We start from the raw sequence: 26555 nt of genomic DNA on the forward strand, positions 1-26555 counted from the left end.
TAGGGGCGTTTATGGGCAACCGTAGACGCCCCAAAGCAAGGAGGCCGCATGCTATCCGTCCAAAACGGCGCCATCACGCTCGAAACTGAAAGTTTCGGGTCTCCCGACCATCCGGCCATCCTGCTCGTCATGGGCGCCACCACCTCCAAGCTCGGCTGGCCCGATGCAATGTGTGAAGGGCTGGCAGCCTCCGGTCATTACGTCATCCGCTTTGACCACCGCGACACCGGTCGCTCCACATCCCGCCCCTTCGGCACCACTGCCGACACAGTCGAAGACCTCGTCACCGACGTCCTCGCCATCGCCCGCGCTTTTAAGCTCACGCGCTATCATCTCGTCGGCATGTCCTTGGGCGGTTTCATCACCCAGATGATCGCCACCAATCCCCCACCAGAGCTGGCGTCCATCACCCTCATCGCCGCCGAACCTCTCGGCTGGGATGGAGCCGAACTGCCCACCTTGCCGCCCGAATTTTTTGCCCATTTCGGCGGCCTTGCAGACCTCGACTGGTCCACCCGGGAAGACGTCATCGCCTTCCTCGTCGAAATCCAGCGCCTCTCAACCGGCAAAGCCCCCTTCGATCCAGCGCTCGCCCGCGCCGATGTCGAACGCCTCCTCGATTACGCGCCGTCCGTGCCTTCCATGTTCAACCACGCCAGCCTTACCACGGCGCGCGATTGGACCGGTGCCTATAAGCGCATCGCCCTCCCCACGCTGGTCATTCACGGCAAGCTTGATCCGCTCCTCCCCCTTCCCAACGGCGAAGCCCTCGCCCATCACATCCCCCACGCCAAACTCACCGTTCTGGCCAACACCGGCCACGAACTCCCCACCCACGCCTTCCCAACCCTCCTCACCGCCATCACCACCCACGTGCGTGAAAATGGTTAGGCGCTAGGCCGCGAGAAACGCATCCTCGGCCGCGTAGTCGAACGGGTTGTGCTCTGCCTTGGCAAAGGCTGGGAACATGGTTTCCCAGCCACCCGCCTGATGCAGATGCGCCAGCCACGTGATCACCGGCCCAATACTCTCAGCATAGCTCTTTGGCTGGTAACCGATGGCAATCGCCGCGCCGCTATCAATCATAAAAGGCGCTGGCACCGACCAAGGCGTCCCCCCGATGGTACTCGGATAGTCGTCACCAGAGTCAACAAACTCCACCGCGCTCCCCAGCGCCTGCGCGATCACAGCGCCAATCTCCTGCACGCTCAAACAGGCGGCATCGCCAACATTGAGAATACGCGGTGCATCCCCTAGCGCCACCAACCGCACCACTGCCGAAATATTGTCGACTGATGTCGTGTGAAATCGGCTCTTCCCAGCAAAGGCCAATGGCACTCGCGTTCGCCCATCGAGCAGACGTTTCACCAGCCACCATTCGCGCGGATTGACCGAGCCGACCCCATGGATGGCGCAGGGGCGCAAAATCGTCACGCGGGCGTCCTGCGCCCCAAGCAACACATGCTCCAACGCCACTTTGCGCGTGGAGTAATTCTCATCACCCGGCGACAACACGCTCTGGCTTTCGACCATTGCCTCGGGCAGATCAGGAAATCCGTTTTCCTGTGCCTCATCGAGTGAACGCCCCTGCGCGTCGCAATAAACACTCGCCGAGGAGATGACCACAAATCTGCCGACGTCGTGCCGCGCTGCCAAAAGCTGGCGGCCATGCTCGGGGCCAAAGGCGATGGCATCTACAACCAGATCTGCCCCCGCGATCACCGGAGCAAGCGGCTCACGCGACCGATCATGCACCACCGCTGTCACCCCAATCGCCCTCAGTTCTTGCGGAAATCCATGCCCGCCGCGATGGGTCACGCTTACCGCATAGCCATCTTTGGCCAAGTCCGCCGCTACGCGCCGCCCGATCTGCCCCGTCCCCCCGATCACCACTGCTTTGCGCATTAGCCGCTCCCCATCTCTCGCCACTCGACCACGAGTCCGCCCCCTTTGCAAAATCGAGAGCTTCCCGCTAATCTTCGTGCACGGCATAAGCCCATGCCGCCCCCCTCCAATGGGTAAGCAGTCACCTGTAGGGCCGCAATTTTGAGCAAACACATCGCTCGAGCGGTTGCATAAGGAGGGGTTGCTTCATTCGCTCTAGCCATGAGGTTTGACCATGAAGCTTACCCAATCCGTCTCTCGCCTGCGTCGCCAAGCCAAGGCGATGTCGCGTGACAACGCAGTTCCCTTGCATGTGGCACTCGACACCATTGCCCAACAAAACGGTTTTGCCCGCTGGTCCTTATTGATCGCCCAAAACCCGCAGCTCACGCCGCCTGAGCAATTTTTTGCGCTGATGTCACCGGGCGACCTGACCCTTATTGCGGCACGCCGCAACCAAGGCAAAACCCGCTTCGCCCTAGACCTGTCCCGCCTCGCAGCGCGCGCCGGGCTCTGGACCAAAATTTATAGCTTTGAGTTTACCGAAGCCGAATTGCGCAATCACCTCACCACTGAGGACGCGGACGACGCCATTGCGCTGAACTGCTCGGACGAGGTGAGCGCTCAGACCATTGCTGACGACCTCGCCCAAGCCGGTCGCCCTTCGTTTATCCTCATCGACTATATGCAGGCCCTTGATCACCAGCGCAGCAAGCCCGATCTGGGCACGCAATTGGAAATACTCAAAACCGCAGCGCAAGATCACAGCGCCATCATCTGCCTCATCAGCCAGATCGACCGCGCCTTTGACGATAGCGACAAACGCTTTCCCGACATCGATGATCTGCGCCTGCCCAACCCAATCGCACCGCACCTCTTCAGCGTGGGAGCCTTTTTGAACAAGGGCTCCGTCACCTTCCAGACGGTCCAGCCCTAGGGGGAAACCATGCACAAAGGCTCCTGCCTCTGCGGCGCTATCCAGTTTTCAGTCTCAGCGCCCCTCGCCCCGCCCACCGCCTGCCACTGCATTCAGTGCCGCAAGCAGACAGGGCATTTTGAGGCAGGAACCGATGTGCCCAAATCCGCCCTCAGCGTGACGGGCGAGGAGAATTTGCGCTGGTATCACTCCTCGGAAAAAGTCCGTCGCGGCTTTTGCGGCACCTGCGGTTCAGCCCTGTTCTTTGATCCCGTCCATCTCGGTTGGATCGGCATCTTCATGGGTGCCTTTGACGGCCCTACCCACACCAAACTGGCGCAACACATCTTCACCGCCGAAAAAGGCGACTACTACGACATCACCGACGGCCTCCCTCAAAACCAACACTAACGCGCCCCAAGCCGCGCCCCGGCTTTGCGCGCGGCCTCTTCGCGTCTCTGCTGAAATGGCGCCGCACTTTCAATGATCGCCTCAACGTCCGCTCTCTGCGCTGTCTTTGGCGAACCTCCGGACAGGGGCGGCGCGGGATCATATTCCATGCCGAGTTGGATAATGCGCGCGCGGTCCTCGCCAAACACCCGCGCCACAAACGCCAGAGCGAAGTCGATCCCCGATGTTACACCCGCGCCGGTAATGCGATTGCGGTCAGTCACGACACGCTCCGCCACCGGATCAGCGCCCATCAGCGCGAGCTGATCCAGTGACAGCCAATGGCACGTTGCTCGATAGCCCATGAGCAGGCCCGCCGCCGCCAAGACCAATGACCCCGTGCAAACCGAGGTGACATATTGCGCTTTTTCCGCGCGTTCGCGCAGAAACGCCAACACCGTATCGTCATACATCAGCGCCAATTGTCCCGGCCCGCCGGGCACGAACAACACATCGGTGCGCTGGCAATCGGCGAAAGTCGCGGTCGGCGTCAGCGTCAGTCCAGAGCCGCACCGCAGCGGCTCCAAATCTTTCCAAACGAGATCAATGGTGACGCCCGGAACGCGTGCAAAAACTTCAAATGGTCCAGTCAGATCGAGCTGGGTCAGTCCGGGGTAAATGAGCATAGTGATATGCATGGCAAATCCTCCTCCAAAGATTTGCCCAGGCGAACGGCGTTTCCCGGTCGCGCTCCCTGATGGTGATCCATCGTTTCGCCAGTCACGCAACGGCTTCAGAGTTGCACCATCCCAACCACTGCGCAAACAAAAACTGCCTGTGCGTCCGTCGCGCATCGCCACTCTCGGCGACACCAAGCTATCCCCTCGCTCCCTGCAGCCCCTATTCTGGTCCCCGCGCCATTTCAACAACACTAGCGCCCATTACCCCTCCTCAAAGTCACGCCCGAAACGAGTTTGCAATCGCTCATCTTTCGGCATGAACGCATGCCACGCGAGGCCTTTTTGCGCCCACTTGCCGCCCAGCCACGTGCCCAAAAGTGCCAGCCAAAAGCCACATCGAGGCCAATGGACGCCACAGCCAAAAACTCAACGAAAAACCGGGACTCTCGCCCCGGTTTCTAACGCTTCGCCGCCAGCTAAAATCAGGCCGAGCGGTTCTTGTTGTAGAGATCGAAGAACACCGCTGCGAGCAGCACCACGCCCTTGATCATCTGCTGCCAATCGATGTTCACGCCCATGATCGACATGCCGTTATTCATCACGCCCATGATGAAGGCACCAATCACCGCGCCCGCCACCTGACCGACACCACCCAGCGCCGAAGCGCCGCCGATGAACACCGCCGCGATCACGTCGAGCTCCAGCCCCTGCCCCGCCTTCGGCGTCGCCGAGTTGAGACGCGCAGCATAGATCATGCCGGCCAGAGCCGCCAAAGCGCCCATGATTGCAAAGATATAGAAGGTGGTGCGTTCGGTCTTGATGCCCGAAAGCGCTGCGGCCTTGAGATTGCCGCCAATCGCATAAATACGACGACCAAAGGTCATCTTCTTGGTCAGGAATACAAAGCCCGCGATCAGGATACCCATAACCACTAGCACGTTTGGCAGGCCGCGATAGGACGCCAGCATATAGGCGAAGAACAGCACCAGCGCCGCGATCACCACGTTCTTGATGATGAAGAGGCTAAAGGGTTCAACCACATAGCCGCGCGCAATGCGACGCGACCGCGTGCGCAGACTGAAGAACATCATCGCCACAATAGCCACGATTGCGATCACCATAGTGGTGGTGTGCAGCACAACCGGCTTGCCGTTCTCGGCGATAAATGGCGTGGTCAAAGGCCCAATCAAGTCAGGGATAAAACCAGCCGACAGCATCTGGAATTCTGCAGGGAACGGACCAACCGACTTACCCGCGAGAATGGCCAGCGACAGGCCCTTAAAGATCAGCATGCCCGCCAGCGTCACGATAAATGCCGGAACGCGGTGATAGGCAATAATATAGCCCTGTGCCGCGCCGATAGCGGCACCGACAACCAGACAGATCGCCCCGGCAACAATCGGATTCGCGAGGAATGCCAACTCTGGCGGGAACTTCCACCCCACCATCAGCATCGCCGCCAAAGCCCCGACAAAACCTGAGACTGAGCCGACCGAAAGATCGATATGGCCCGCGACGATCACCAGCAACATGCCCAGCGCCATCACGATGATATAGCTGTTCTGCAGGATAATATTGGTCAAATTCACCGGCTTAAACAGCACGCCATTGGTGAAATATTGGAAGAAAAGCATGATCAGGATCAGCGCCAGCAGCAGGCCGTAGTCCCGCATATTGGCCTTCAATGCTCCGACGAGGGTCAGCTCTTGGCCCTGTGCAGGCGCTGCAGCTCCAGTTGGTGCGGTGTCTGTGGTCATGATGCTTTTCCTTCGGCGCGCACGATAGAGCGCATGATCTTTTCTTGGCTGGCTTCGCTGGTCGGCATTTCGCCAACGATGCGGCCTTCATTCATCACGTAGAGGCGGTCCGTGATCCCCAGCAGTTCGGGCATTTCCGAAGAGATCACGAGGATAGCTTTCCCCTGTGACGCCAGCTGGTTGATAATGGTGTAGATTTCATATTTCGCGCCCACGTCGATGCCGCGGGTCGGCTCATCCAAAATCAGCACGTCTGGATTGGCGAAAAGCCATTTGGACAGCACAACCTTTTGCTGGTTGCCGCCCGAAAGATTACCCGTCACCTGATAGACGCTCGAGGAGCGGATATTGGTTTTCTTGCGATAGTCATTGGCCGCGTCCAGCTCGGCCAGATCGTCAATCACCCCGAGGCGAGAAACGCCCGTCAAATTGGCAATCGTGGTGTTGTTCTTGATATGATCGATGAGGTTGAGACCATAGGTTTTGCGGTCTTCCGTGGCATAGGCGATGCCGCAGGCAATCGCGCGACCAACGGTCGAAATATCAATGGGCTGGCCGTTTTTGGTTACCTGCCCGGAGATTTTCTGCCCCCAGGACTTACCAAAGAGGCTCATGGCAAATTCGGTACGACCCGAACCCATCAAGCCTGCAATACCAACGACCTCACCCTTGCGCAGGGTGATATTGACGTCCTTGATGACATGCCGATCCCGATGCTGAGGGTGGTAGGCATTCCAGTTTTTAACTTCGAGAATAACCTCACCAGCATGGGTCTGCCGGGCCGGATAGCGATCTTCAAGGGAGCGGCCCACCATGGAGGTGATGATCCGGTCCTCGGTAATATCCTGCGTATCCATCGTCTCGATGGTCTTGCCGTCGCGAATAACCGTTACGCGGTCCGCCACGCGCGAAATCTCATTGAGTTTGTGGCTGATGATAATGGAGGTGATGTTCTGCTTTTTGAATTCCAGCAGCAGATCGAGCAGCGCTTGGCTGTCTTTTTCCGAGAGCGACGCTGTCGGCTCGTCAAGGATAAGAAGCTGCACGCGCTTGGACAGCGCCTTGGCAATTTCCACCAGCTGCTGCTTACCCACGCCGATATTGGTGATCAGCGTATCTGGGTCTTCCGATAGGCCGACCATGCCAAGCAGTTTACGCGCGCCATCGCGGGTTTCGTCCCAGTCGATAACGCCGCTCTTGGCCACTTCATTGCCGAGGAAAATATTCTCTGCGATGGACAAAAGGGGCACCAGAGCAAGCTCTTGGTGGATGATTACAATGCCCTTGTGTTCGCTGTCGCGGATGGACCGGAATTGCTGTTCCTGTCCCTGATAAACGATCTGGCCTTCGTATGAGCCATGCGGATAGACCCCGCTCAAAACCTTCATCAGGGTGGATTTACCGGCCCCATTTTCCCCGCAGATGGCGTGAATTTCGCCTTCACGAACGTCCAGATTGACGTCCTGTAGCGCCTTCACACCCGGGAATGTCTTGGTGATGCTGCGCATCTCCAGAATAGTTTTGGTCATGCTGACCCTATGATTTAGAGCCACAGCGCCCCGCCAGACGCCAGTGCTGTGCCAAGTCATATGGCGGGGCCCTAAGGCTCCGCCTCTCTTCGCTCGCTCACAAGGATTGAAAAGGCCCGGACAAAGCCGGGCCTTTCCATCCGTTTAAAGCTTACTGGAGTTCTTCGGCCTTGATGTAACCGGAAGCGATAACGCGTTCTTCGTAGTTGTTCGCGTCAACTTCGTATGGGGTCAGCAGGATCGAAGGCACAACCTTGACGCCGTTGTCATAGGTGGTGGTGTCGAGGCCGGTTGGCTCGCTGCCACCGATAACGGTGTCGAGGAGCTGCGCGGTGTACTGAGCCAGTTCGCGGGTGTCCTTGAAGATGGTCGAGTACTGTTCGCCAGCGATGATCGCCTTAACCGAAGGAACTTCAGCGTCCTGACCGGTCACGATTGGCCACTTCAGGTCGCCAGAGCCATAGCCAACGCCACGGAGCGAGGAGATGATACCGCGCGACAGACCATCGTATGGTGCCAGAACGCCGTGTACGATCGAGCCATCGGAGTAGTTAGCGGACAGAATGTTGTCCATGCGAGCCTGTGCAACAGCACCGTCCCAACGCAGGGTACCAACAACGTCCATGCCCTGCTGGCCGGACTTAACAACAACGTCACCGCTGTCGATCAGTGGCTGCAGAACAGACATCGCGCCGTCGTAGAAGAAGAAAGCGTTGTTGTCGTCTGGCGAGCCGCCGAACAGTTCAACGTTCCAAGGCTTCTGGTCTGCAAAGCGTTCTTCGAGGCCCTTTACAAGGCTGTTCGCCTGCAAAACACCAACCTGGAAGTTGTCGAAAGTGGTGTAGTAGTCAACATTGCCGCTTTCGCGGATCAGACGGTCATAGGCAACAACCTTGACGCCCTGATCAGCAGCCTGCTGCAGAACAGCGGAAAGCGTGGTGCCGTCGATCGAAGCGATAACCAGAGCGTCGACGCCCTTGGTGACCATGTTTTCGATCTGCGCGAGCTGGTTCGGGATATCGTCTTCTGCGTACTGCAGATCGACGGTGTAGCCCATGCCTTCAAGCGCACCCTTGAGTTCATTGCCGTCCGAGATCCAGCGCAAAGACGACTGGGTCGGCATAGCGATACCAACCGAGCCCTTGTCCTGAGCGAAAACGCCCGACAGCGCAGTGGTCGAAAGAACAGCAGCACCAACGAGTGCCAGAATTGAGTTACGAACCTTCACGTCTCGACTCCCTAATTTTCGAGATGACTGTTTATGGTCACGACTTAGGAGCCGGATGATTTCTGGCGCAGCTTTGCCGGCTCCTCGCCATGCAAAGGCATCCCGCGCGCCAAATAGCGCGCAAACGGGGGCCTGCGTCCGACGCAAACCACGGTGCCAATGAATTCCTCCGGTGCAGGCGACATGCGCCTGTTGAGCCCTCCTCTGCTCATGGCCGGAAAGCTAGTGCAATCTGATAGCTTCTGTAAAGTCCCCACACGCGCTTCAGAATATTTTTTCGAACCCAGAAGAAAATTGGAACGCTTGCTTGATCGGAAAAAATTCTCAGACTAACGTCCGGGTTCTGCCGCGGTCATAGCCAGATTATACGGTAGTCAGGATGTGAAACAGATCAAAGGTATCTGATATGTTTGATAATAACGCGCCATCGCCCGCGCCGAGCGATGCCACTGTCAGCGCCGCAGATTCCGTCGCTCGCGATCTGGCAGACATGATCCTGACGCAGATGGTGCCCGGCGCGAGCCTGCCCAGCGAAGCCGAGTTAGCAACACGTTATGGCGTGTCGCGCCTCACCATCCGCGAGGCGGTCAAACTCTTGGCCGGCCGCGGCCTGCTGGACTTGGCGCGAGGACGGCGCGCGGTTGTGCGCGAGCCAGATGGTTCGGTCTTCGCTGATTTCCTCACGGCCATATTGCACAATGATAGCAAGGGGCTTTTCGACCTCGTCGAGGTGCGTTTCTCGCTAGAAATGCAATCCGCCACTCTTGCTGCCAAGCGCGTCAATCGCGCCGGGCTGACCGCGATCGAAACCACTTTGGAGCGCATGCGCCAGTCTGCCGCCTCCGACAGTCCGGACGCAGAAGCCGATTTTCATAATGCTGATATTGCCTTTCACGAGGCCATTGCCCTCGCCAGTGGCAATCGCGTTTTAGGCTATCTGTTCGAGGCCATGTCCGGCCCCCTGCGCAATGGCGTTCGCATCAGCCGTCACGGCCAGGCCGCACGCGGCCACACGATCCAAGACACGATAAATGCCCATCAGCTCATTCTCGACGCCATTCGATCCGGCAATGGGCGCGCGGCAGGCGAGGCCATGCGTGTCCATCTCAAGGACACCGAATCCGACATCCGCGCCGCGCTTGCCAGCATGACCAATCTACGCCCCACCCAGACCGACCTGCCCCGATAAGCCTCTGAGCGACAGAAGATTTCTCAAACTCTGCGCTAACGCTCCTGCCTAGCCCCACACCCTATCGTGGGCTATGGTCCGCGCCGGATGGAGCGGAGGGCAAGGCGTGTCACAGGATCTTCTGATTAGCGTCGATGTCGGCACAGGCAGCGCCCGCGCCGGGCTTTTCGACAAAGCAGGCAAGCTTTTATCGCGCCACGAAGTCCCCATCTCGATGCGGCGCTCAGATGCCCATCACGCAGAACATGATAGCGAAGAAATTTGGTCCTCTGTCTGCCAGGCCGTGAGGGCAATTCTCAATCACGCCAAAGCCGATCCTGCCGCAGTCGTCGGCATCGCTTTCGATGCCACCTGTTCGCTGGTCGTCCGGGATGCAGACGGCGTGCCAGTTACGGTTTCCCCTGATGGCAACGCGCGTTGGGATACTATTGTCTGGCTCGACCATCGCGCCATTGCCGAGGCTGAAGAATGCACCCGCACGGGCCACCGCGTGCTCTCCTCCATCGGCGGCGTGATGTCGCCGGAAATGGAAGTACCGAAGCTGATGTGGCTCAAGCGTCACCTGCCCCAATCTTGGTCACGCGCCAAACAGATCTTTGATTTGGCAGACTTTCTCTCTTGGAAGGCCACTGGCTCAAATCAGCGCTCGCTCTGCACCCTTGCCACCAAATGGACCTATCAATCCGGAGATGGAGCGGGCTGGCAGCACGACTTTTTTGAACAAATCGGCCTTGAAGATATCTTCGAACGCACCAGCATCCCGCCGCATCCTACCCCTGTCGGGGGCGATCTGGGCCCCTTGACCTCTAAGGCCGCGACGGAGCTCGGCTTAACCACGAAATGCCACGTCGGCGCAGGCGTCGTTGATGCCTATTCAGGCGCGCTGGCCACTCTTGGCCCGCTGACAAGTACCCCACTCGACCTCAATCGCCACTGCGCCCTAATTGCGGGCACCTCAAGTTGCGTGATGACCATGGCACCCGACCGCGCGCCCACGCCGGGCGTTTGGGGGCCTCACCATGGAACAATCCTAGGCGGCTACTGGCAAATGGAAGGTGGGCAATCGGCCTCCGGCGCCCTGCTCGATCACATTGTCCGTTGGCACGCTGCGGGCGGCGACCCCACAGCCGAGCGTCATCGCGACATTATTGATCGCGTTCAGCAGTTGCGCGCCATCGAGGGTGTCGACTTCGCCAAGCGCCTTCATGTCGTCCCCGATTTTCATGGCAATCGCTCACCCCTAGCAAACCCAAATGCTCTGGGCGTCATATCTGGGCTAACCCTCGATAGTGACTTCGATAGCCTCTGCCGCCTCTACTGGCGGACATGTGTTGGCATAGCCCTAGGCATTCGTCACATTCTCGACGCCATCAACACCGGCCCCTATGCGATTGACACGATCCACGTCATCGGCGGTCACACCAAAAATCTACTATTGATGGAGCTTTACGCTGAGGCGACCGGCTGCACAGTGATCGAGCCCAACACTCCAGACGCAACGCTCCTGGGCATGGCGATGGCCGCCGCGAATGCCGCTGGGCTATATGATGGCCTGGCGCAAGCGACCATTGCGATGCACCAAGCCGGCACCGCCCACACACCCCACCGCAACGACGAAACCGCTTTTTCTCGCGACTACGATATCTTCTTGAAAATGCTCGCGCATCGCGCCGAGCTAGATGCCTACTCATAAGGACTATGTGCCGGAAACATTAGCGGAACTAATTTCGCTATGTCTCGTTCTCCCTGCAGCCCCGATGACTGCAGCCGTCTTGTACCCCCCAAGCCGGTTTATGGAGATACGATCATGCAGAATATCGAACTCAAATCCCTCGAAGATGCAGGTCGCACCACCGCAGTCTGGTCTTCCGATATTTCGGAGAAACCATCCCGCCTTGAAAGCGTTGCCTTCGCGCTTCTTCCGGCGTCGCTCATCCTAGTCGTCGCCGCGATTTTGCTGGTCGCGCTGCTCTAGGGTCAGAGCTGCGTTCGCGCCACTTAGGAGGGTCTTATGACACTAGGCACCATACTTCTTATTATTCTCATCTTGCTTCTGGTCGGCGCTCTGCCCAATTGGGGCTACTCGCGTAACTTTGGCTATTTCCCGTCCGGCATTCTGGGCGTGATTTTGGTTGTCGTGATCATCCTGCTGCTGATGGGACGAATTTAGCTAAGAACACCGAAAAACGGGCAGACTTCCCTCAGGCTCTTTGAGCCCGCCCGTTGCAAGACGGCATTGCCCCCGCCCGTCTTGCCCATGATCCCGGCGACCTAACGGTCTTGCCGGGATCATTCTTTATTGGCCCCTTCGGAACCCACACCCAGCATTCGCGTTTAGTACACACACATAGTGGAGTATTATTTATGGCAAGTTCAGACGTAACCACCGCAGCGGCCAAAGCGAAAAGCACAACGCGCGAAGCAGAACTAGAGCTTCAGATTTCACAACTGCGCGAAGACATTAAGTCGATCACGGACACTGTTGGTAAACTGGCAAACAGCAAGACTGAAGAAGCCAAGGGCAAGCTGAACGAAGTTAAAGACGCTGCAGCCAATGAACTTGAACACCTCAAGGCCAAAGGCCAGGACCTGATCGGCGAAGCCCAGGGTCAGGCTGAGCAGTATGAAAAGCAGCTCAAGGACACCATTCGTGAAAAGCCACTGACTTCGGTTGCGACTGCAGTGGGTATTGGCTTCGTCCTCGCCCTTCTGACACGGTAAGCCTTATGGGTCTGATAGCGCCCCTCGCGGCGCTACTCGGCTTAGAGGTAGAGAACATTGCCGACAAGGCAAAGGCGGCAGCAATCGTTTATGGGCTGCTGGGCCTGTTCTCGACCATTGCTATCGTCTTCCTGCTTGTCGCAGCCTATCTGGCGCTTGCTGATCTCTTTAGCCCGGTGATCGCCGCCCTCCTGCTCGCTGGCCTATTTGTCCTGCTTGCAGTGGCGCTATTGCTCGGCGCTCAGATTGGAAAGAACCAGCAAAAGCGCAAGGTCGCTCAGCGTCGGCGGTCCAGTGAAACCGGCGCCTTCATCACTACAGCAGCGCTCACTGCTGTGCCGATGATCTTGCGCGCACCAATGGCGGCTAAGCTTGCGCTGCCTGCTGCTATTATCGGTGCCCTAGCTCTGCTGCGGAACCGAGAGTAACCGTCTCAAACCACTGTCGCTGGCTGAACAATTGCCAGAGACAGTGGTTTTAATTCGAGCACCACCTTCTCTTCCAGCGGTATCAATTCCCCATCGATCACGGCGAACACGCCGCGTTTGCGCTTGGGAAAAGTCAGCACGACCTTGCGCGCTTCAATCTCGGTGACAGATGGATTGTCCCGCCATTGTCCGGTGACGATATCTTTCACAAGCCCCAACAGCGCGTTGGATGTCAGGGCACCAGCCACGTAGACGCCGAGCTTGCCGCTATCGAGCCGCGCTGCCACGGGCAGTCCACCGGCACCAACCGGGTTGTTGGATACCGCCAGGCCAGAGCTATGCTGAGACACCAAGCCCTGCGCCGTTTCGATTTCGACCGCAAAGCGCGGCGGGTTCACCATTGACGAAAACACCGCGCGCAGGCTCGCCAGCATTTTGCCGATCCGCCCATGATAGGTCATCGAATTACGGATCCGCACCAGCCGCGCATGAACGCCGACACCAAACTGAAAGACGAACGGTCGGCCATTGGCCGTCGCGACGTCGACATGGGCTATGCGCCCCGCAGCCAAAGCGCTAATCGCCGCCGTCAGGTCCATCGGCCCACCTATGGCGCGCGCGAACATGTTCATTGTCCCCGCTGGCAGAACACCCAGCGGCTTGCCGCAGTGGTAGGCCACAGCTGCGGCGACAGAGATCGTTCCATCGCCACCACCCGCTATAATGCCGTCCACCCCATCGTCCTCAGCGGCCGCCTGCAATGCCGCCTCGACCTCATTGCCACGGACCTGCACACACTCGAGCTTGTGCCCTTCCGCCTCAAAATTGGTCGTCGCCAGCGCGGTGAAAGCGTCAAGGTCTGTGGTTTTCAGCGTTCCACCATCCCGGTTGAGGATCATGCGGAAGCGCAATCTAGGCCTCGTGACCGTGGAGCAACTGCCCCAGCTGCGGCATGGTGATACGCACGGTTAAACCACCGGTATCGCGGCGTATGTACTTCGGTTCCCCGCCAAACTGATTGGAGAGCTGCTTGACGATAACCGATCCAAGCCCCTCATCGCTCGTTTCGTTCTGCAGGCCGGCACCATTGTCCTCGACGTCAAGAACAGCAATCCCATCATCACCCTTGTAAAGCTTGACGATGATGGCCCCGCCCTGGCCATTGGGAAACGCATGCTTGAGCGCATTGGTAATCAATTCGCCGACGAGAATACCCAAGGTCGTTGCATCTCGCGCACCAACCTCGATAGGTTCAATATCAGCGGAAATGCTGACACGCCCACTGTCCGCTTGGGTGTCGGCGATGTCCTCGACCACCGCACCCAAAAACTCAGCCGCGCTCGTGGTTTCAAGATCATCACCCAGTCGCAACCGTCTATGCGCGGAAGCAATCGCATGGACGCGTTGACGCGCTGCCTCAAGCGCAGTCTTCACCTTATCGGAGTTAGAGCGCATTGCCTGCAAAGCGAGGAGAGACGAGACCGTTGCCAAGGAATTGCCGATACGATGGTTCATATCCTGCAGAAGCGTCTCGACGCGTTCCCGTTCCTTTTCAGCAAGGGTTTTCGCCTCTTCGATAACCTTTGTTCGTTCCGCGACCTCGGATTCAAGCAATTCGTTCTGCGATTTCAGGCCATGCCGCTCCATCGCCAAAAGGCTCACCTGGCGCTGCGTGCGCGCCAGTAGCGAATAGGCCAACACCACCGAGGCGAACACTGCGGCAATCATCGCGAAAGCGGATAAGCTTCTCGTCTGGCGTATCGCCTCGTTTCTCTGCGCGAGCTTTTCGTCTTCTTCGGCCACAAAGTCCGCCAGCGTCTGAGTGACCTCGCTCATCAACCGCGCACCGAGCCCAGTCTCCAAGAGATTGAGCGCTTGCCCGCCTTCATTCAGCCGCGCGAGTTCGACAACCCGCTGCATTTCGGCGAGCTTACCCACGAAGGAACCCGTAATGCCTTCAAGCCGCGCGTGTTGGGCGCGGTCGTCTTCTGTCATGGTCAGCAGAGTGTCGGCATCGTCACTAATGCCAGCGATAGCGGATTGATACGCCTGATAAAATTGCTCATCGCCGGTGAGCAGATAGCCACGCTGGTTCGCTTCCGCCTCGACAAGCGATTGGCTCAACTGGCTAGCCGATGTCCGCACAGCGAAGGTCTTGGTGACATCTTCAAGCTGACGCTCGAAGCCACGCAACAAAAGCAGTGACGTCACAACGCCCAAGCACACCAAGGCCAAAGACGACCAAATAGCGACCCTGCGCATTTGCGGGCGCAACATGGGTCTCGTCTCTGCCGACTTGGTTTCCATCGTCAAAGGCCCCGATCCGATATTCAAATCCACTGCCCCGCTCAAGGCCGACATCAAGACGGCCTTGCATCACATCAATGGCAGTATTGAGGCTCAGGGCGAGAGAGATGGCAATAGGTGCCTCACTCACCCCTAGAACGAGTGGTTTCCTGATGTCACCTGCGCTGAAACAGCATCCGGACCATAGTCAGACTCGCCGCTGACTTTGAGAATATCAGTGAGGCGCGACCGTGCTCTGGAGACCCGGCTCTTCATGGTTCCCACCGCGCAATCACAGATGGCTGCCGCTTCTTCGTAGGAGAAACCAGAAGCGCCGATCAGAATAACAGCTTCACGCTGATCATCTGGCAGCTGCGCCAATGCCTTCTTGAAATCCTCAAGATCCATGGAGCCATACTGCGAGGGATGCACCGATAGTCGTTCGGTAAAAGCACCGTCGCTATCTTGCACCTCGCGGCCGCGCTTACGCATCTGGCTATAGAATTCATTGCGAAGAATGGTGAAAAGCCATGCCTTGATATTGGTGCCCATCTCAAAGCTGGACTGCTTCGCCCACGCTTTCATAACGGTATCCTGCACCAAGTCGTCAGCCTTATCGTGCTTGCCGGTCAAAGACACAGCAAACGCGCGCAGACTAGGCAAAGTCGCCAGCATTTCTCTCTTAAACGAGGGAGTCTCGGCTGCCATGAGGTTACTCCCCACCCGTTTGGGCACTAGCAGCTTGAGCCCTTTCGGCCTCATCAAGTTTTTCTAGTAAATCTAGAAGTTGGTCAGGAACCCCCTCGTCCTGCACTGCTCCATAAAGAGCACGCAAACGCGAACCAATATCGGAATTCGGCCCCAACCCGTCGTCTACCCGCCCCTCATGCTTTCGCATGTTCGGCTGAGTCACACGATTATCCTTTGTCATTCACCCGACCGTTCAGTCTTGCACTACTCTATTTAACAGTTACCAATGCACACATAGGGCAAAAGTTCCAGTACATCGGAACTTTCCTTTATCGTGGTCGTTAAGGATAAAGTGCAAGATTGCACGAGCGTCACTGGGGAGCTATTTTCTATGTCACTATCTATGCGGATTGCGCCGCACCTGCCCTACCTCCGTCGTTTTTCGCGCGCAGTGACTGGCTCACAAACTTCTGGCGACGCCTATGTCGCCGCTACTCTAGAAACTCTGATTGCCGATATTAGCCTATTTCCAGAAGCGTCTAGCGATCGCATAGCGATCTACAAACTCTTCTCGGCCTTGTTCTCCTCTTCTGCCATTACGATCCCATCGCCTGTTTCCAGTTTCATTTGGGAGCAGCGTGCGGCGTCTAACCTTGCCAATTTGGCCCCGCGCCCGCGCCAGGCATTTTTGCTGGTTGCAGTCGAAGGTTTTACCAATGATCAGGCTGCAGAAATTCTGGATGTGAGCGCTGAAGAGTTCACAGTTCTCCTGCGCGAAGCCTCGACCGACATCTCCCGTCAGGTCGCGACCGAGATTATGATCATTGAAGATGAGCCGCTCATCGCAATGGACATTGAGCAGATGGTTGAAAGTCTCGGCCATAAAGTCGTCAGCATTGCCCGCACCCACAAAGAAGCTGTGGCGATGTTCAATGACACCAAGCCACGCATGATCCTTGCAGACATTCAGCTTGCTGACGGAAGCTCGGGCATTGATGCGGTAAACGACATTCTCAACGCTGCGTCCGTGCCGGTCATTTTTATCACAGCCTTCCCAGAACGGCTGCTCACAGGTGAACGTCCCGAGCCGACCTTCCTCGTCACCAAACCGTTCAACCCAGACATGGTCAAGGCATTGATCAGTCAGGCCCTATTCTTTGACGAAGGTTCCCGAGCGGCAGCATAAACTGCAAAATCAAATCTAAAGCAGAAGGCCGGGTTATACCGGCCTTTTTCTTTGTCGAACGGAACTCGAAGAGCGGCGGAACAGTTTATATTTCAATTCAAACTTTGGAGATTGAGATGCTGTACTACGCTCTCGTATTCCTCGTTATCGCTCTTATCGCTGGCGTGCTCGGCTTCGGCGGCATTGCAGGCGCCTCTGCGGGCATCGCGCAGATTCTGTTCTTCCTGTTCTTGGCCTTCCTCGTCATCTCGCTGGTCATCGGCCTGATGCGCCGTAAAACCTAATCTCAGAAGGCGGTGCTCCGGCACCGCTTTTTTTATTGCCTTGGCGCAGGCAGCATATCCCCAATTCTTCCTGTAACCTTGTAGGCCACAAGGCCAATCCATTCGCGCATGGCAACGGTAAGAACCTCAAGGTTGAGGAGCGGATTTGCCAGGTCCAACCCAAAACTCTCATTGCCCGGACTCCTATAGTCGGTCGGCCAGGTCAGCACCTCTATGCCTTCCGCGCGAAATAGACCGACAGATCGCGGCATGTGAAAGGCTGACGTGACCAGCGCGATGCCCCGGCTGTTCTTAAGCTGGTCTGCGGTGAACGCAGCGTTTTCCGCCGTGTTCCGGGACTCACCTTCTAAAATTAGCCGCGATCGATCAATTCCGAGCTGAACGAATAGGCGTTCGGCCGATTCCGCCTCTGTTTCGGTTTCGGCTACAATTAGCCTGGACCCGCCGCTAAAGACGATCTGAGCCTGAGGGAACCGCTGTGCCAGGGTCACAGCTTCGACAAACCGATCCCCTGCGCTATTCAGCTCCGAAACGCCCCGCGCCGCGCTGATCCGCCCATAGGTAGAGCCACCCAAAACAAGGATTGTGTCGAGATCGTCCGGAAGCGCGGCCCGCTCGAATCTATTTTCTAACGGCGCAATTAAAACCGCACCAAAGTTCGAGAAACCGGCAACCAGCGTGAATACAACCGCGGAGGCGATAAAGCTCAATGCCATCCTTCGCTTATGGAAGAAGGTGCCGATCATCGCTGCGACTAAGAGTATCAAAATAATGCTTAATGGCTGAGCGATGAGCCAAAAAATCTTTGATAGCAGGAAGAACAACGCTACCCCCGATCTACACCGTCTTTGGGTAAAGAACCCTTTTTCACTTGCTATCTCACCGACTTCTGGTTTTCTACCAAATGGTCAAGATTGCGTGCCTTCAAAAATAGCAATCACCGGTCAGCAGGAAGGCTCTTTCGGGGGCTAAGGTCAGTATGAGTCAAGCCGAACCCGTTGTGAACGGGGCAAATGCCGTTGTCGAACTGCGGAATATCCATAAGTCCTTTGGTGAACTTGAGGTCTTAAAAGGCGTTTCGTTCTCCGCGAATGAAGGTCAGGTCATCTCGTTGATCGGCTCGTCCGGCTCTGGCAAATCGACGCTTCTGCGCTGCATCAATATGCTTGAAGTGCCCAATCAAGGTGACGTTGCCATTGGTGGTGAAGTCATTTCACTGGTGGGCAACGGCCATGCGCGCCGTATCGGCGATGAAAATCAGATCCGTCGCATCCGTTCGGAACTGGGCATGGTGTTCCAGTCCTTCAATCTCTGGGCGCACATGACTGTTCTTGAGAACGTCATGGAAGCCCCTTTGATCGTTCAAAAGCGTCAGCGCGCCGAAGTAGAAGCAGAGGCTCGCGCCATGCTCGACAAGGTCGGCATCGGCGCTAAGGCGGACGCTTACCCATCGCAGCTGTCTGGCGGCCAGCAACAACGCGCTGCAATTGCGCGCGCACTGTGCATCAACCCGCGCGTCATGCTGTTTGACGAACCCACCTCGGCTCTCGATCCGGAGTTGGGTGTTGAAGTACTACGCGTGATCAAGCTTCTCGCTGACGAGGGGCGCACCATGATCCTTGTGACCCACGATATGGATTTCGCACGGTCGGTTTCCGACCATGTGATCTTCCTGCATCAAGGGCTAATCGAGGAAGAGGGAACACCTGATCAGGTGTTTGGTGCAACCAAGTCGGCGCGTCTTAAACAATTCCTCAACGCAGCGAACCACGACTGACGAGGATTGGACTTAAGGCAAAAACCAAGAATTATAGGAGAGAGCGTTATGAAGAAAATTATGTTTGCCGCCGTTGCCGCACTTGCGCTAACCGGCGCGGTCTCCGCACAGGAAACCGTCCGTATCGCAACTGAAGGTGCATATGCACCTTGGAACTTCCTCGATGACAACGGCAATGCTGCCGGTTTTGAAATCGAGCTGGGCAATGCAATCTGCGCTGAAGCAGGTCTCACCTGCGAGTGGATCTTAAACGACTGGGATTCGATCATCCCGAACCTGCTCGCTGGCAACTACGACCTGATCATGGCTGGCATGTCGATCACTGAAGAGCGTCTCAAGACGATCGACTTCACCCAGAACTACTTCCCGCCAGATCCGTCCAAGTATGTTGCTATGGCAGCGACCGAGCTTGATTATGCCAACCTCTCCGGCGCCCGCGTTGGCGTTCAGGGCGGCACCATTCAGGCTGGCTATGCCGAAGAACATCACGCGGCCAACAACACCATCATCACCTTTGCGACCGCCGACCAGGCGATGGCCGATCTTGCAGCAGGCAACATCGACACCATCCTCGCCGACGGCGCTTATCTTGAACCAGTCGTTGCAGCTTCTGGCGGCGCGATCGAATTCAAGGGCGAAAACGTGCTCATCGGTGGCGGCGTTGGCGCTGGCGTCCGCAAGGATTCCGAAATCAAGACCAAGGTTGATGACGCGATCACCGCTCTGAAGAAGAACGGCACCGTCGACACCATCATTGCGAAGTGGTTTGAAGGCCACGGCCCATATTTCGCTGAATAAGGCTTAAAGCCCAACATCGGCCTTTCCCGCCATCGGGAAAGGCCTTTTAGAGATTCCCATATGTTCGAAGACTTTGCATTCTGGGTCGCCTACCTCACCAACGGTAAGCACATGACCTGGTACGCCAGCTTTCAGTTTACCGTTATTGCAGCCCTGCTCGGTGGGGCGCTTGCTGTTGTCTTCGGGCTAACTGGCGCGACGCTGAAAAGCTCGCGCTTTCTACCGCTCCGTCTGATTGGGTCCACCTACTCCGCTATCGTTCGCGGCGTCCCAGACATCCTCTTCTTCCTCTTCTTCCCGCTCGCCTTCGAGCAGGGCGTAGAGTGGTTCATCTCGACCCAAGTGTGTAGCGCCGACATGATCGCCGCGCAGAACGCACCTTGGCCTCCGTGTAAGGAAGCTAACTGGTTCCTGGGCACCACCGAATACCTGCTGCTCGCTAGCGTTTCCCTTGGCCTCGTCTATGGCGCGTTCGCGACCAACGTCATTCACGGGGCGATGCGCTCCGTGCCCCATGGCCAGCTTGAAGCGGCGCGTGCCTTTGGCATGTCCTCAAGCCAGGTGTTGTGGCGCGTGCATGTCCGCCAGATGTGGGTCTATGCCCTGCCCGGCCTCTCGAACGTCTGGCTGTTGCTCGTAAAAGCAACCTCGCTGCTCTCGCTCCTGCAGATTGCCGATATCGTGCTCTGGGCTGATCGTTTGGGTGCGCCAAATTTCCTACCCGCTGTAGGGTTAGTCCACGACGATTGGCGCTGGCGGTATTACCTCGTCCTCTTCCTCTTCTACATCCTGGTTACATGGGTTTCCGAACGCGTGTTTGAAGCGATTATGCGCAAGGCTGGTCGTGGGATTCTCAGCGAGGTGGCGGCATGATCCAGGAATTCATCGACGACGTGATCGTGATGGCCCCGGCTGTATTGTACAATCTGTACTTTGCTGCCGCATCGATCCCACTTGGCTTCGGGTTCGCGGTGCTTCTCGCACTTGGCAAAGCCTCGCCCAATAAGCTGATCAACCATTTGTCGCGCGGCTTTATCTACGCCTTCCGAGGGTCGCCGCTCTTCATCCAGTTCTTCATGTTCTATTCTCTGGCGCTGTCGCTGAACCTGAGCGTCTGGCGCCCTTTGGGCATTTCCGGTTTTGTGCTGCACCCGCTGTTTATTGCGCCGCTGGTCCTGACCATCAATACCGCTGCTTACACCGCCGAGATTTTCTACGGCGCTTTGCGAGCCGTTCCCAAGGGCGCGATTGAAGCCGCCCGCGCTTATGGAATGAGCCGTTCCCAGCAGTTCCGTCGCGTCATCTGGCCCAACATGATCCGCTTCGCCTGGCCCGCCTATACCAATGAGGTGGTGTTCCTGTTCCACGCGACAGCCATTGTTTATTTCGCCGTGCCTGTGCTGAGCGGTCAGCGTGAGCTCATGCTCACCGCCAAGGATTTTGTCGAACGCGACTTCAACGCCTTCCTCCATTTTTCGGCAGCAGCCGTTATCTTCCTCGCTGTCTCGCTGGTTATCTTCGCCATCTTTGGCGTGATTTATCAGCGCCTCATGCGCCACCTCCCCTCCCAGCCGGGCCTTCGTTTTGCGCCCAAATGGTTCCGCTAAGAACATGACTTTCCAGCAGCACTCCACTGTCGTGGCCGGCGATGCGCCTGGCCACTCAACCACGCTTTATTGGTACACCGTCGGTCCTGAAACCGCCGAGACCAAGGTGCATCTTCAAGCCGCCATGCATGCCGATGAACAGCCCGGCACCATGGCGCTCCATCACCTGCTGCCCATGCTGCGTGATGCTGACGCCAACGGAAAGCTCAACGCACGCTTTGTAATTTTCCCGTCGGTCAATCCGCTCGGTCTCGACACGCGCGTCCTGCGCCGTCACATCGGTCGCTATGATCTCGGCAGTGGCATCAACTTCAACCGCCGTTGGCCAGACCTTTATCCGGCGATTGCGGACAACGTCGCTGGCAAGCTCGGAACGAGCGGCGCTGAGAACGTCAAAACTTTGCGTGCTGCAGTTGGTGAATGGCTCGACAGCCAAATCCCACTCACCGCAAACCAGAAGCTGCGGGTTCTGGTCATGAAGTCCGCGCATGACGCGGACATCGTGCTCGACCTGCATTGCGATGACGATAGTCTCCAACATATCTTCACTTCGCCCGAGATGACCGGCCTTCAGACTTTGGCAGATCGTATGGGTGTGGCGGCAACGCTGACCGCTGAAGACAGCGGCGGCGGCTCTTTCGACGAAGTGCTCCCGAACCTCTATCGTAAGGCACAGGCCGCCAATCCAGGCCTGCCGATCCCGATGGCCGCTGAAACCGCGACCCTCGAATATCGCGGCCAAGCCGACGTGTTCGATCACATCGGTAGCAAGGACGCTAATGGTCTTTATGGCTTCTTCTGTGATCGCGGCTTGATCAACGACACTGTTAATCCCGCTACGCCAGCACCCGCTTTCGTGCCGTTTGAAGCGACAGAGGTTCTGCGCACAGACCGCCCGGGCCTTCTCGCCTATCGCGTCGAGCTGGGCGATGAAGTCAAGAAGGGCGACGTGATCGCCGATCTCATCGCCATGGACGGCCCCGAGGCCTTTATCGCCCGCACGCCAATCACCACCAGTGCAGATGGCTTTGTGCTGTCCCGCGTCATGGCCAAGTATGTGCCAGCAGGTGCGTCCATCGCCAAGATCGTAGGCAAGGAAGTCCTCCCCAGCCGCGCTGGCGGTTACCTTCTCGAAGACTAAACACAAAGGGCTGGATCGATGATCCAGCCCTTTCTTATTCCTAGCGCTTATCGGCTTACTTTAGCCCGAACGCTCCGTGCTCAAGCGCCGTGAACACGCCACGCAGCTCCGCCAAACCCTTCATCCGACCAATAGTGGGATAGCCCGGCTGCGCCCGGCGACCGAGGTCATCCAAAATATCCTGACCATGATCCGGACGCATCGGGATCTGCCAATCCTTGCGACCTACGGCCTTGCGGCGGCGCTCTTCCTTGATCACAGCCGCGATAACCGCAACCATGTCCGTATCGCCCCCCAAATGCTCGGCCTCATAGAACGAGCCCATGATGTCGTCATTGTCACGCTTGACGTTACGCAGGTGCAGGAAGTGGATTTTTTCGGCGAATTGCTCAACGATAGCCGGCAGATCGTTGTCAGGACGCGCCCCTAGGGAGCCCGTACAGAACGTCATGCCATTCGCTGGGCTATCCACCGCGTCGAGAATGTATTTGTAGTCCTCAGCCGTCGACATGATGCGTGGCAAGCCAAGCAAAGCGAACGGCGGATCATCAGGATGGCAGCACAGCCGCAAGCCGAGGTCTTCCGCTGTTGGCACCACTTCTTCAAGGAAGTGGATAAAGTGCTGGCGCAGCTGATCTCGACTGATCGCACCATATTCATTGAGGTGCGCTTGTACGTCTTCGAGCGACATCGACTCCGTTGAGCCTGGCAGGCCCATGGTGACGTTGCGTGCGAGCTGCTTCTTGTCGTCTTCCGACATCGCTTCAAACCGACGCCCTGCCTCATCGGCAATGGCATTGGTGAAGTCCGCCGGCGCGCCAGGGCGCTTGAGGATATGAATATCAAACGCGGCAAAATCGGCGATATCGAAACGCATGCAGGAGCCGCCATGCGCAACCTGCCAGCGCAGATCAGTCCTCGTCCAATCCAGAACCGGCATGAAATTATAGCAAATTGTCTCGATGCCGCTGTCCGCGAGATTACTCATGGAGATCTTGTAGTTAGCGATATGCTCCCGCCAATCGCCCTTCTGCTTTTTCATGTCCTCGGTAACAGGAAGACTTTCGACCACATCCCAAGTGAGCCCGGAAGCAGAACCGTCCTTACGCGTAGAAATTTCCGAATGGCGTTTGGCAATCTCTTCCTTCGTCCAAACGACACCATTGGGAACGTGGTGCAGCGCACTGACCACGCCTTCGGCGCCAGCTTGGGTGATGTCATCGATGCTGGTCAAATCCTTCGGACCAAACCATCTCCATGTCTGTCGCACTTAAGGCTCCATAAATTCGATTGTTCTTGAATGTGATAGGCGCGCACAAACACCCGCGTGCGGATGCTGCCGCGCGCGGGGATCTGGCTCGATATGTGATGGTAATGAACGAGCGCTAGACGCTCGGTTGCGCTGCCCTACTTGCGCATTTGCCTGTCGTAGACGAAGCGCGGCATTTCCCACTTGAAGGTCAAAGCCAGCATACGCAGCGTAAAGCCCACCGCGATGGCGACCGCCGCTGTCAGATCCGGCGAGAAGTTCAGCATGAGCCCGGCGTAATAAAGCGCGCCCGTGATCAGCGAAACGGTAGCATAAAGCTCGCCTTGGAACACCAGGGGAATATCGTTGCACAGCACGTCGCGCAGAATACCGCCCACGATCCCGGTGATGATACCCGAGACGATGATGATCATCGGATGCAGATCGAGTTCCATCGCAATGTTGCAGCCAATGATCGAAAAGACCACCAGACCGAACGCGTCGAGCGCCAGGAAGGGCCACTTCAACCGATCGACGACGCGCGCCAATGGGATGGTCAGCAAAGCTGCCCCACACACCAGTAGCAGCAAATAAGGGTTCGCGACCCAGGTGAGTGGATAGTGCCCGATTAGAACGTCCCGCATGCTGCCTCCGCCAAGCGCGGTGACACAGGCGATGAGGCACACGCCAAACCAATCCATGTTCCGACGACCCGCAGCGAGCGCCGCTGTCATGGCTTCGGCGGTAATGGCGATATAGAATGCAATAAGCAGCATGGCCAGCCTGTGGGGGGACGGAAGAATCTGCGGCCACTGTACGGGACCGCATGTCCTCTGTCTCACCCATCGTTTTGGCACAAGTGTTCACAGCGGATCGCTTACAGAAAATCAGCGCGGTGCGGCGTGAACACATCAACCAGCCGCCCCTTCTCAAGCGCGACGACGCCGTGCACCAAGCCAGAAGGCACAATAAAGCTGCCCCCCTGCCCCACGATTTCGGTTTTGCCGTCGATCGTCACCTCAAAGGAGCCTTCGGCGACATAGCTCACCTGAATATGCGGGTGGCTATGCAATGCGCCGACGGCCCCCTTATCGAAGCCGAATTCGACCTGCATCATTTCCGGGGTATGGATCAGCACACGCCGCGTATTGCCGGGCGACAATTCAATCCATTCACTGGCGTTTGGCTGAGCAAAAAACGCTTGTTGGCTCATGTCGTTACCTCGCTAGCCAGCCGCCATCCACAGGGATCGTCGCCCCATGCATGTAATTGGAAGCCGGTGCCAAAAGAAAAACCGCCGCGTCGCCAATGTCCGACGAGACGCCCCAGCGACCCGCCGGAATACGCCCCAAGATCGACGCTGACCGGTCCGGATCATTGCGCAGAGCTTCAGTGTTGTTGGTCTCGATATAACCGGGCGCGATAGCATTCACATTGATGCCCTTAGCGGCCCACTCATTGGCCAAAAGCTTGGTGATGCCCATCACGCCTGACTTGGATGCCGTGTAGCTGGCAACGCGAATACCGCCCTGATAGCTGAGCATCGACGCGATATTGACGATCCGCGCTTGTCGCCCCTCGGCAAGGGCTTTGCGCCCCAGCGACTGGCAGAGGAAAAACACCGTCTTGAGATTTACATCCATGACGCTGTCCCAGTCCTCTTCCGAGAAGTCGACTGCATCAACGCGCTTGATGATCCCGGCATTGTTGACCAAGCCATGGATTGGGCCATGCTCCGCCCAAACTGCGTCGAACATAGCCTGCGCAGCACTGGGTGAGCTCAGGTCAGATTGAACGGCGATGAAGCCCGACCCCTGAGCCTCCATAATGGCCGCTGTCTCATCCATGGTGGAACGCCCAACACCGATGACCCGACCACCTGCGCGGCCAATGCTGAGCGCAATGCCCTGACCAATGCCGGTGTTGGCACCAGTCACCATCACGGTCTTGCCCGAAAGGCTAAACGCAGACAGATCCATTAGTAGAGATCTCCCATCTCTACCTTTTCAATGTCGGTGTAATCGACATTGTCGCCCGCCATCGCCCAGATGAAGGTGTAAGCGCCCGTGCCTGCGCCCGAATGGATAGACCAAGGCGGCGAGATAACAGCCTCTTCGTTGCGAACGATGAGATGACGGGTTTCTTCTGGCTCACCCATTAGGTGAATGACAAAAGCATCCGGCTTGAGGTCGAAATAGAGATAGGCCTCCATGCGGCGGTCATGCACGTGAGCGGGCATGGTGTTCCACACAGAGCCGGGCGCGAATTGGGTAAGACCGACGACGAGCTGGCAGGTCTTCACACTGTCAGCATTGACGTATTGGAAGATTGTCCGCTCATTGGCGGTGTCCGCAGCGCCTGCTTCCAAGCGTTTAGCGCCGGACTGCTGCAACAGTTTTGTCGGATAGGACGCGTGCGCTGGTGCGCTGAGGAGATAGAACTTTGCGCCCTCTCCCGCGAACTGGACGTCTTTGTTGCCCATGCCAATGTAGAGCATGTCGCGCGACCCAACCGCGTGGTTTTCGCCGTCGACGACAATCGTGCCTGGAGCGCCAATATTCACGGCGATCAGCTCGCGGCGATCTAGGAAGTTTTCCGTGCCTGTCGGCTTGATGGGCAAAAGCGCCAAAGGGGCGCCAGCAGGCACCGCGCTACCGACGGCCATACGATCATAGTGTGTGTAAACCCAACGCACCGTGTCCGGTTCGAACAGGTCTTCAACCAAGAAGGCGTCGCGTAGCTCCTCAGTGCCCATTACCGATGCGGCAATCGGATCGATAGCAAAGCGAATTTCGTACTCAGTGCTCATGACAGT

32 protein-coding genes and 1 riboswitch are annotated in these 26555 nt (G+C 57.4%); of the genes, 17 read left to right on the plus strand and 15 right to left on the minus strand.

Annotation, left to right across the window (positions count from 1 at the left end):
- Positions 1-48 precede the first annotated feature (48 nt).
- Complete coding sequence (locus tag JHL21_RS05915; protein ID WP_200212482.1) at positions 49-891, plus strand: alpha/beta fold hydrolase; 843 nt, start codon at positions 49-51, stop codon at positions 889-891.
- Positions 892-894: 3 nt separating this feature from the next.
- On the opposite strand, the gene JHL21_RS05920 is transcribed toward JHL21_RS05915, so the two are convergent.
- Positions 895-1905 (minus strand): NAD(P)-dependent oxidoreductase, encoded by a 1011-nt coding sequence (locus JHL21_RS05920; protein ID WP_200212484.1) that lies wholly within the window; start codon positions 1903-1905, stop codon positions 895-897.
- A 214-nt stretch (positions 1906-2119) separates the two neighbouring features.
- On the opposite strand from JHL21_RS05920, the gene JHL21_RS05925 reads away from it, so the two are divergent.
- Together JHL21_RS05925 and JHL21_RS05930 are read left to right on the plus strand one after the other, a co-directional pair.
- Positions 2120-2821 carry a DNA helicase gene (locus tag JHL21_RS05925; protein WP_200212486.1) on the plus strand — a complete coding sequence of 234 codons (702 nt, stop codon included), beginning with the start codon at positions 2120-2122 and terminating at the stop codon, positions 2819-2821.
- Between the two features lie 9 nt (positions 2822-2830).
- Complete coding sequence (locus JHL21_RS05930; RefSeq protein WP_200212488.1) at positions 2831-3211, plus strand: GFA family protein; 381 nt, start codon at positions 2831-2833, stop codon at positions 3209-3211.
- On the opposite strand, the gene JHL21_RS05935 is transcribed toward JHL21_RS05930, so the two are convergent.
- From JHL21_RS05935 to chvE, 4 genes are all read right to left on the minus strand, one after another.
- Positions 3208-3888 (minus strand): DJ-1/PfpI family protein, encoded by a 681-nt coding sequence (locus JHL21_RS05935; RefSeq protein WP_200212490.1) that lies wholly within the window; start codon positions 3886-3888, stop codon positions 3208-3210. The two genes, JHL21_RS05930 and JHL21_RS05935, sit on opposite strands and share 4 nt — an antisense overlap.
- 16 nt (positions 3889-3904) lie before the next feature.
- A riboswitch (ZMP/ZTP riboswitch) is annotated at positions 3905-3984 on the minus strand.
- A 368-nt stretch (positions 3985-4352) separates the two neighbouring features.
- Positions 4353-5627, minus strand: a complete 1275-nt coding sequence (gene mmsB, locus JHL21_RS05940) for a multiple monosaccharide ABC transporter permease (protein ID WP_200212492.1) — start codon at positions 5625-5627, stop codon at positions 4353-4355.
- Positions 5624-7156, minus strand: coding sequence for a multiple monosaccharide ABC transporter ATP-binding protein (mmsA, locus tag JHL21_RS05945; RefSeq protein ID WP_200212499.1), 1533 nt, complete (start codon positions 7154-7156; stop codon positions 5624-5626). Before mmsA ends, mmsB begins: the two co-directional genes overlap by 4 nt.
- Positions 7157-7307: 151 nt before the next feature.
- A complete protein-coding gene (gene chvE / locus JHL21_RS05950) occupies positions 7308-8366 on the minus strand; it encodes a multiple monosaccharide ABC transporter substrate-binding protein (protein WP_248306614.1) in 1059 nt (352 codons plus the stop codon).
- A gap of 424 nt (positions 8367-8790) precedes the next feature.
- On the opposite strand from chvE, the gene JHL21_RS05955 reads away from it, so the two are divergent.
- The 6 genes from JHL21_RS05955 to JHL21_RS05980 all read left to right on the plus strand — a co-directional run bounded on the left by JHL21_RS05955 (position 8791) and on the right by JHL21_RS05980 (position 12722).
- Entirely contained in the window at positions 8791-9573 is a 783-nt protein-coding gene (locus tag JHL21_RS05955; RefSeq protein ID WP_182394234.1) for a FadR/GntR family transcriptional regulator, read from the plus strand.
- A 106-nt stretch (positions 9574-9679) separates the two neighbouring features.
- Positions 9680-11266 (plus strand): FGGY-family carbohydrate kinase, encoded by a 1587-nt coding sequence (locus tag JHL21_RS05960; RefSeq protein WP_367948162.1) that lies wholly within the window; start codon positions 9680-9682, stop codon positions 11264-11266.
- A gap of 114 nt (positions 11267-11380) precedes the next feature.
- Complete coding sequence (locus JHL21_RS05965; RefSeq protein WP_169195732.1) at positions 11381-11548, plus strand: hypothetical protein; 168 nt, start codon at positions 11381-11383, stop codon at positions 11546-11548.
- Positions 11549-11584: 36 nt separating this feature from the next.
- Positions 11585-11743 carry a DUF3309 family protein gene (locus tag JHL21_RS05970; RefSeq protein ID WP_169195733.1) on the plus strand — a complete coding sequence of 53 codons (159 nt, stop codon included), beginning with the start codon at positions 11585-11587 and terminating at the stop codon, positions 11741-11743.
- Positions 11744-11937: 194 nt separating this feature from the next.
- Complete coding sequence (locus tag JHL21_RS05975) at positions 11938-12294, plus strand: YqjD family protein (RefSeq protein WP_169195734.1); 357 nt, start codon at positions 11938-11940, stop codon at positions 12292-12294.
- Between the two features lie 5 nt (positions 12295-12299).
- Positions 12300-12722, plus strand: coding sequence for a hypothetical protein (locus JHL21_RS05980; RefSeq protein WP_200212502.1), 423 nt, complete (start codon positions 12300-12302; stop codon positions 12720-12722).
- 5 nt (positions 12723-12727) lie between these two features.
- Here the strand turns inward: JHL21_RS05980 and JHL21_RS05985 are convergent, their stop codons facing one another.
- Both JHL21_RS05985 and JHL21_RS05990 read right to left on the minus strand, forming a co-directional pair.
- A complete protein-coding gene (locus tag JHL21_RS05985) occupies positions 12728-13621 on the minus strand; it encodes a diacylglycerol kinase family protein (RefSeq protein ID WP_200212504.1) in 894 nt (297 codons plus the stop codon).
- Positions 13622-13634: 13 nt separating this feature from the next.
- The gene (locus JHL21_RS05990) at positions 13635-14999 is read right to left on the minus strand and encodes a sensor histidine kinase (RefSeq protein ID WP_200212505.1); all 1365 of its coding nucleotides are present in this window, start codon (positions 14997-14999) and stop codon (positions 13635-13637) included.
- Between JHL21_RS05990 and JHL21_RS05995 the strand changes: the two genes are divergently transcribed.
- Positions 14998-15165: a hypothetical protein gene (locus JHL21_RS05995; protein ID WP_200212507.1), complete on the plus strand. Its 168-nt coding sequence runs from the start codon at positions 14998-15000 to the stop codon at positions 15163-15165. The genes JHL21_RS05990 and JHL21_RS05995 overlap by 2 nt on opposite strands.
- Here JHL21_RS05995 and JHL21_RS06000 read toward each other — a convergent pair.
- Both JHL21_RS06000 and JHL21_RS06005 read right to left on the minus strand, forming a co-directional pair.
- Positions 15162-15716: an RNA polymerase sigma factor gene (locus JHL21_RS06000; RefSeq protein WP_169195739.1), complete on the minus strand. Its 555-nt coding sequence runs from the start codon at positions 15714-15716 to the stop codon at positions 15162-15164. The genes JHL21_RS05995 and JHL21_RS06000 overlap by 4 nt on opposite strands.
- Before the next feature lie 4 nt (positions 15717-15720).
- Entirely contained in the window at positions 15721-15939 is a 219-nt protein-coding gene (locus JHL21_RS06005) for a NepR family anti-sigma factor (protein ID WP_169195740.1), read from the minus strand.
- A 150-nt stretch (positions 15940-16089) separates the two neighbouring features.
- Between JHL21_RS06005 and JHL21_RS06010 the strand changes: the two genes are divergently transcribed.
- Positions 16090-16884, plus strand: coding sequence for a response regulator (locus tag JHL21_RS06010; RefSeq protein WP_169195741.1), 795 nt, complete (start codon positions 16090-16092; stop codon positions 16882-16884).
- A gap of 116 nt (positions 16885-17000) precedes the next feature.
- Positions 17001-17168: a DUF1328 domain-containing protein gene (locus JHL21_RS06015; protein WP_169195742.1), complete on the plus strand. Its 168-nt coding sequence runs from the start codon at positions 17001-17003 to the stop codon at positions 17166-17168.
- 32 nt (positions 17169-17200) lie between these two features.
- Here the strand turns inward: JHL21_RS06015 and JHL21_RS06020 are convergent, their stop codons facing one another.
- Positions 17201-17992, minus strand: a complete 792-nt coding sequence (locus JHL21_RS06020; RefSeq protein ID WP_200212508.1) for a YdcF family protein — start codon at positions 17990-17992, stop codon at positions 17201-17203.
- 155 nt (positions 17993-18147) lie between these two features.
- Between JHL21_RS06020 and JHL21_RS06025 the strand changes: the two genes are divergently transcribed.
- From JHL21_RS06025 to JHL21_RS06045, 5 genes are read left to right on the plus strand one after another with little or no spacing between them, the layout of a single operon-like run.
- The gene (locus tag JHL21_RS06025) at positions 18148-18945 is read left to right on the plus strand and encodes an ABC transporter ATP-binding protein (protein WP_200212509.1); all 798 of its coding nucleotides are present in this window, start codon (positions 18148-18150) and stop codon (positions 18943-18945) included.
- A 48-nt stretch (positions 18946-18993) separates the two neighbouring features.
- On the plus strand, positions 18994-19743 hold the full coding sequence (locus JHL21_RS06030) for a transporter substrate-binding domain-containing protein (RefSeq protein ID WP_169195745.1): 750 nt from the start codon (positions 18994-18996) through the stop codon (positions 19741-19743).
- Between the two features lie 60 nt (positions 19744-19803).
- Positions 19804-20616, plus strand: coding sequence for an ABC transporter permease subunit (locus tag JHL21_RS06035; protein ID WP_169195746.1), 813 nt, complete (start codon positions 19804-19806; stop codon positions 20614-20616).
- A complete protein-coding gene (locus JHL21_RS06040; RefSeq protein ID WP_182394242.1) occupies positions 20613-21350 on the plus strand; it encodes an ABC transporter permease subunit in 738 nt (245 codons plus the stop codon). Before JHL21_RS06035 ends, JHL21_RS06040 begins: the two co-directional genes overlap by 4 nt.
- A 4-nt stretch (positions 21351-21354) precedes the next feature.
- Entirely contained in the window at positions 21355-22491 is a 1137-nt protein-coding gene (locus JHL21_RS06045) for a succinylglutamate desuccinylase/aspartoacylase family protein (protein WP_169195748.1), read from the plus strand.
- A gap of 55 nt (positions 22492-22546) precedes the next feature.
- Here JHL21_RS06045 and uxuA read toward each other — a convergent pair whose 3' ends face one another.
- The 5 genes from uxuA to kduI form a co-directional block, all read right to left on the minus strand.
- Positions 22547-23761, minus strand: coding sequence for a mannonate dehydratase (gene uxuA / locus JHL21_RS06050; RefSeq protein ID WP_200212510.1), 1215 nt, complete (start codon positions 23759-23761; stop codon positions 22547-22549).
- Between the two features lie 137 nt (positions 23762-23898).
- Entirely contained in the window at positions 23899-24516 is a 618-nt protein-coding gene (locus JHL21_RS06055; RefSeq protein WP_169195750.1) for a trimeric intracellular cation channel family protein, read from the minus strand.
- Positions 24517-24617: 101 nt separating this feature from the next.
- On the minus strand, positions 24618-24953 hold the full coding sequence (locus JHL21_RS06060; protein ID WP_169195751.1) for a cupin domain-containing protein: 336 nt from the start codon (positions 24951-24953) through the stop codon (positions 24618-24620).
- Positions 24954-24957: 4 nt separating this feature from the next.
- Positions 24958-25719, minus strand: coding sequence for a 2-dehydro-3-deoxy-D-gluconate 5-dehydrogenase KduD (kduD, locus tag JHL21_RS06065; RefSeq protein ID WP_200212511.1), 762 nt, complete (start codon positions 25717-25719; stop codon positions 24958-24960).
- A complete protein-coding gene (gene kduI / locus JHL21_RS06070) occupies positions 25719-26549 on the minus strand; it encodes a 5-dehydro-4-deoxy-D-glucuronate isomerase (RefSeq protein WP_200212512.1) in 831 nt (276 codons plus the stop codon). Before kduI ends, kduD begins: the two co-directional genes overlap by 1 nt.
- Positions 26550-26555: the final 6 nt, after the last annotated feature.

This window comes from Devosia sp. WQ 349K1, assembly GCF_016595685.1.
GTDB lineage: Bacteria > Pseudomonadota > Alphaproteobacteria > Rhizobiales > Devosiaceae > Devosia.

Excerpts from the sequence above, each read along its gene's own strand:
- JHL21_RS05915 (WP_200212482.1), top strand. The coding sequence starts at position 49 with ATGCTATCCGTCCAAAACGGCGCCATCACGCTCGAAACTGAAAGTTTC.
- JHL21_RS05920 (WP_200212484.1), bottom strand. The coding sequence starts at position 1,905 with ATGCGCAAAGCAGTGGTGATCGGGGGGACGGGGCAGATCGGGCGGCGC.
- JHL21_RS05925 (WP_200212486.1), top strand. The coding sequence starts at position 2,120 with ATGAAGCTTACCCAATCCGTCTCTCGCCTGCGTCGCCAAGCCAAGGCG.
- JHL21_RS05930 (WP_200212488.1), top strand. The coding sequence starts at position 2,831 with ATGCACAAAGGCTCCTGCCTCTGCGGCGCTATCCAGTTTTCAGTCTCA.
- JHL21_RS05935 (WP_200212490.1), bottom strand. The coding sequence starts at position 3,888 with ATGCATATCACTATGCTCATTTACCCCGGACTGACCCAGCTCGATCTG.
- mmsB (WP_200212492.1), bottom strand. The coding sequence starts at position 5,627 with ATGACCACAGACACCGCACCAACTGGAGCTGCAGCGCCTGCACAGGGC.
- mmsA (WP_200212499.1), bottom strand. The coding sequence starts at position 7,156 with ATGACCAAAACTATTCTGGAGATGCGCAGCATCACCAAGACATTCCCG.
- JHL21_RS05955 (WP_182394234.1), top strand. The coding sequence starts at position 8,791 with ATGTTTGATAATAACGCGCCATCGCCCGCGCCGAGCGATGCCACTGTC.
- JHL21_RS05965 (WP_169195732.1), top strand. The coding sequence starts at position 11,381 with ATGCAGAATATCGAACTCAAATCCCTCGAAGATGCAGGTCGCACCACC.
- JHL21_RS05970 (WP_169195733.1), top strand. The coding sequence starts at position 11,585 with ATGACACTAGGCACCATACTTCTTATTATTCTCATCTTGCTTCTGGTC.
- JHL21_RS05975 (WP_169195734.1), top strand. The coding sequence starts at position 11,938 with ATGGCAAGTTCAGACGTAACCACCGCAGCGGCCAAAGCGAAAAGCACA.
- JHL21_RS05980 (WP_200212502.1), top strand. The coding sequence starts at position 12,300 with ATGGGTCTGATAGCGCCCCTCGCGGCGCTACTCGGCTTAGAGGTAGAG.
- JHL21_RS05985 (WP_200212504.1), bottom strand. The coding sequence starts at position 13,621 with ATGATCCTCAACCGGGATGGTGGAACGCTGAAAACCACAGACCTTGAC.
- JHL21_RS05995 (WP_200212507.1), top strand. The coding sequence starts at position 14,998 with ATGGGTCTCGTCTCTGCCGACTTGGTTTCCATCGTCAAAGGCCCCGAT.
- JHL21_RS05990 (WP_200212505.1), bottom strand. The coding sequence starts at position 14,999 with ATGTTGCGCCCGCAAATGCGCAGGGTCGCTATTTGGTCGTCTTTGGCC.
- JHL21_RS06000 (WP_169195739.1), bottom strand. The coding sequence starts at position 15,716 with ATGGCAGCCGAGACTCCCTCGTTTAAGAGAGAAATGCTGGCGACTTTG.
- JHL21_RS06005 (WP_169195740.1), bottom strand. The coding sequence starts at position 15,939 with ATGACAAAGGATAATCGTGTGACTCAGCCGAACATGCGAAAGCATGAG.
- JHL21_RS06010 (WP_169195741.1), top strand. The coding sequence starts at position 16,090 with ATGTCACTATCTATGCGGATTGCGCCGCACCTGCCCTACCTCCGTCGT.
- JHL21_RS06015 (WP_169195742.1), top strand. The coding sequence starts at position 17,001 with ATGCTGTACTACGCTCTCGTATTCCTCGTTATCGCTCTTATCGCTGGC.
- JHL21_RS06025 (WP_200212509.1), top strand. The coding sequence starts at position 18,148 with ATGAGTCAAGCCGAACCCGTTGTGAACGGGGCAAATGCCGTTGTCGAA.
- JHL21_RS06030 (WP_169195745.1), top strand. The coding sequence starts at position 18,994 with ATGAAGAAAATTATGTTTGCCGCCGTTGCCGCACTTGCGCTAACCGGC.
- JHL21_RS06035 (WP_169195746.1), top strand. The coding sequence starts at position 19,804 with ATGTTCGAAGACTTTGCATTCTGGGTCGCCTACCTCACCAACGGTAAG.
- JHL21_RS06040 (WP_182394242.1), top strand. The coding sequence starts at position 20,613 with ATGATCCAGGAATTCATCGACGACGTGATCGTGATGGCCCCGGCTGTA.
- JHL21_RS06045 (WP_169195748.1), top strand. The coding sequence starts at position 21,355 with ATGACTTTCCAGCAGCACTCCACTGTCGTGGCCGGCGATGCGCCTGGC.
- JHL21_RS06055 (WP_169195750.1), bottom strand. The coding sequence starts at position 24,516 with ATGCTGCTTATTGCATTCTATATCGCCATTACCGCCGAAGCCATGACA.
- JHL21_RS06060 (WP_169195751.1), bottom strand. The coding sequence starts at position 24,953 with ATGAGCCAACAAGCGTTTTTTGCTCAGCCAAACGCCAGTGAATGGATT.
- kduD (WP_200212511.1), bottom strand. The coding sequence starts at position 25,719 with ATGGATCTGTCTGCGTTTAGCCTTTCGGGCAAGACCGTGATGGTGACT.
- kduI (WP_200212512.1), bottom strand. The coding sequence starts at position 26,549 with ATGAGCACTGAGTACGAAATTCGCTTTGCTATCGATCCGATTGCCGCA.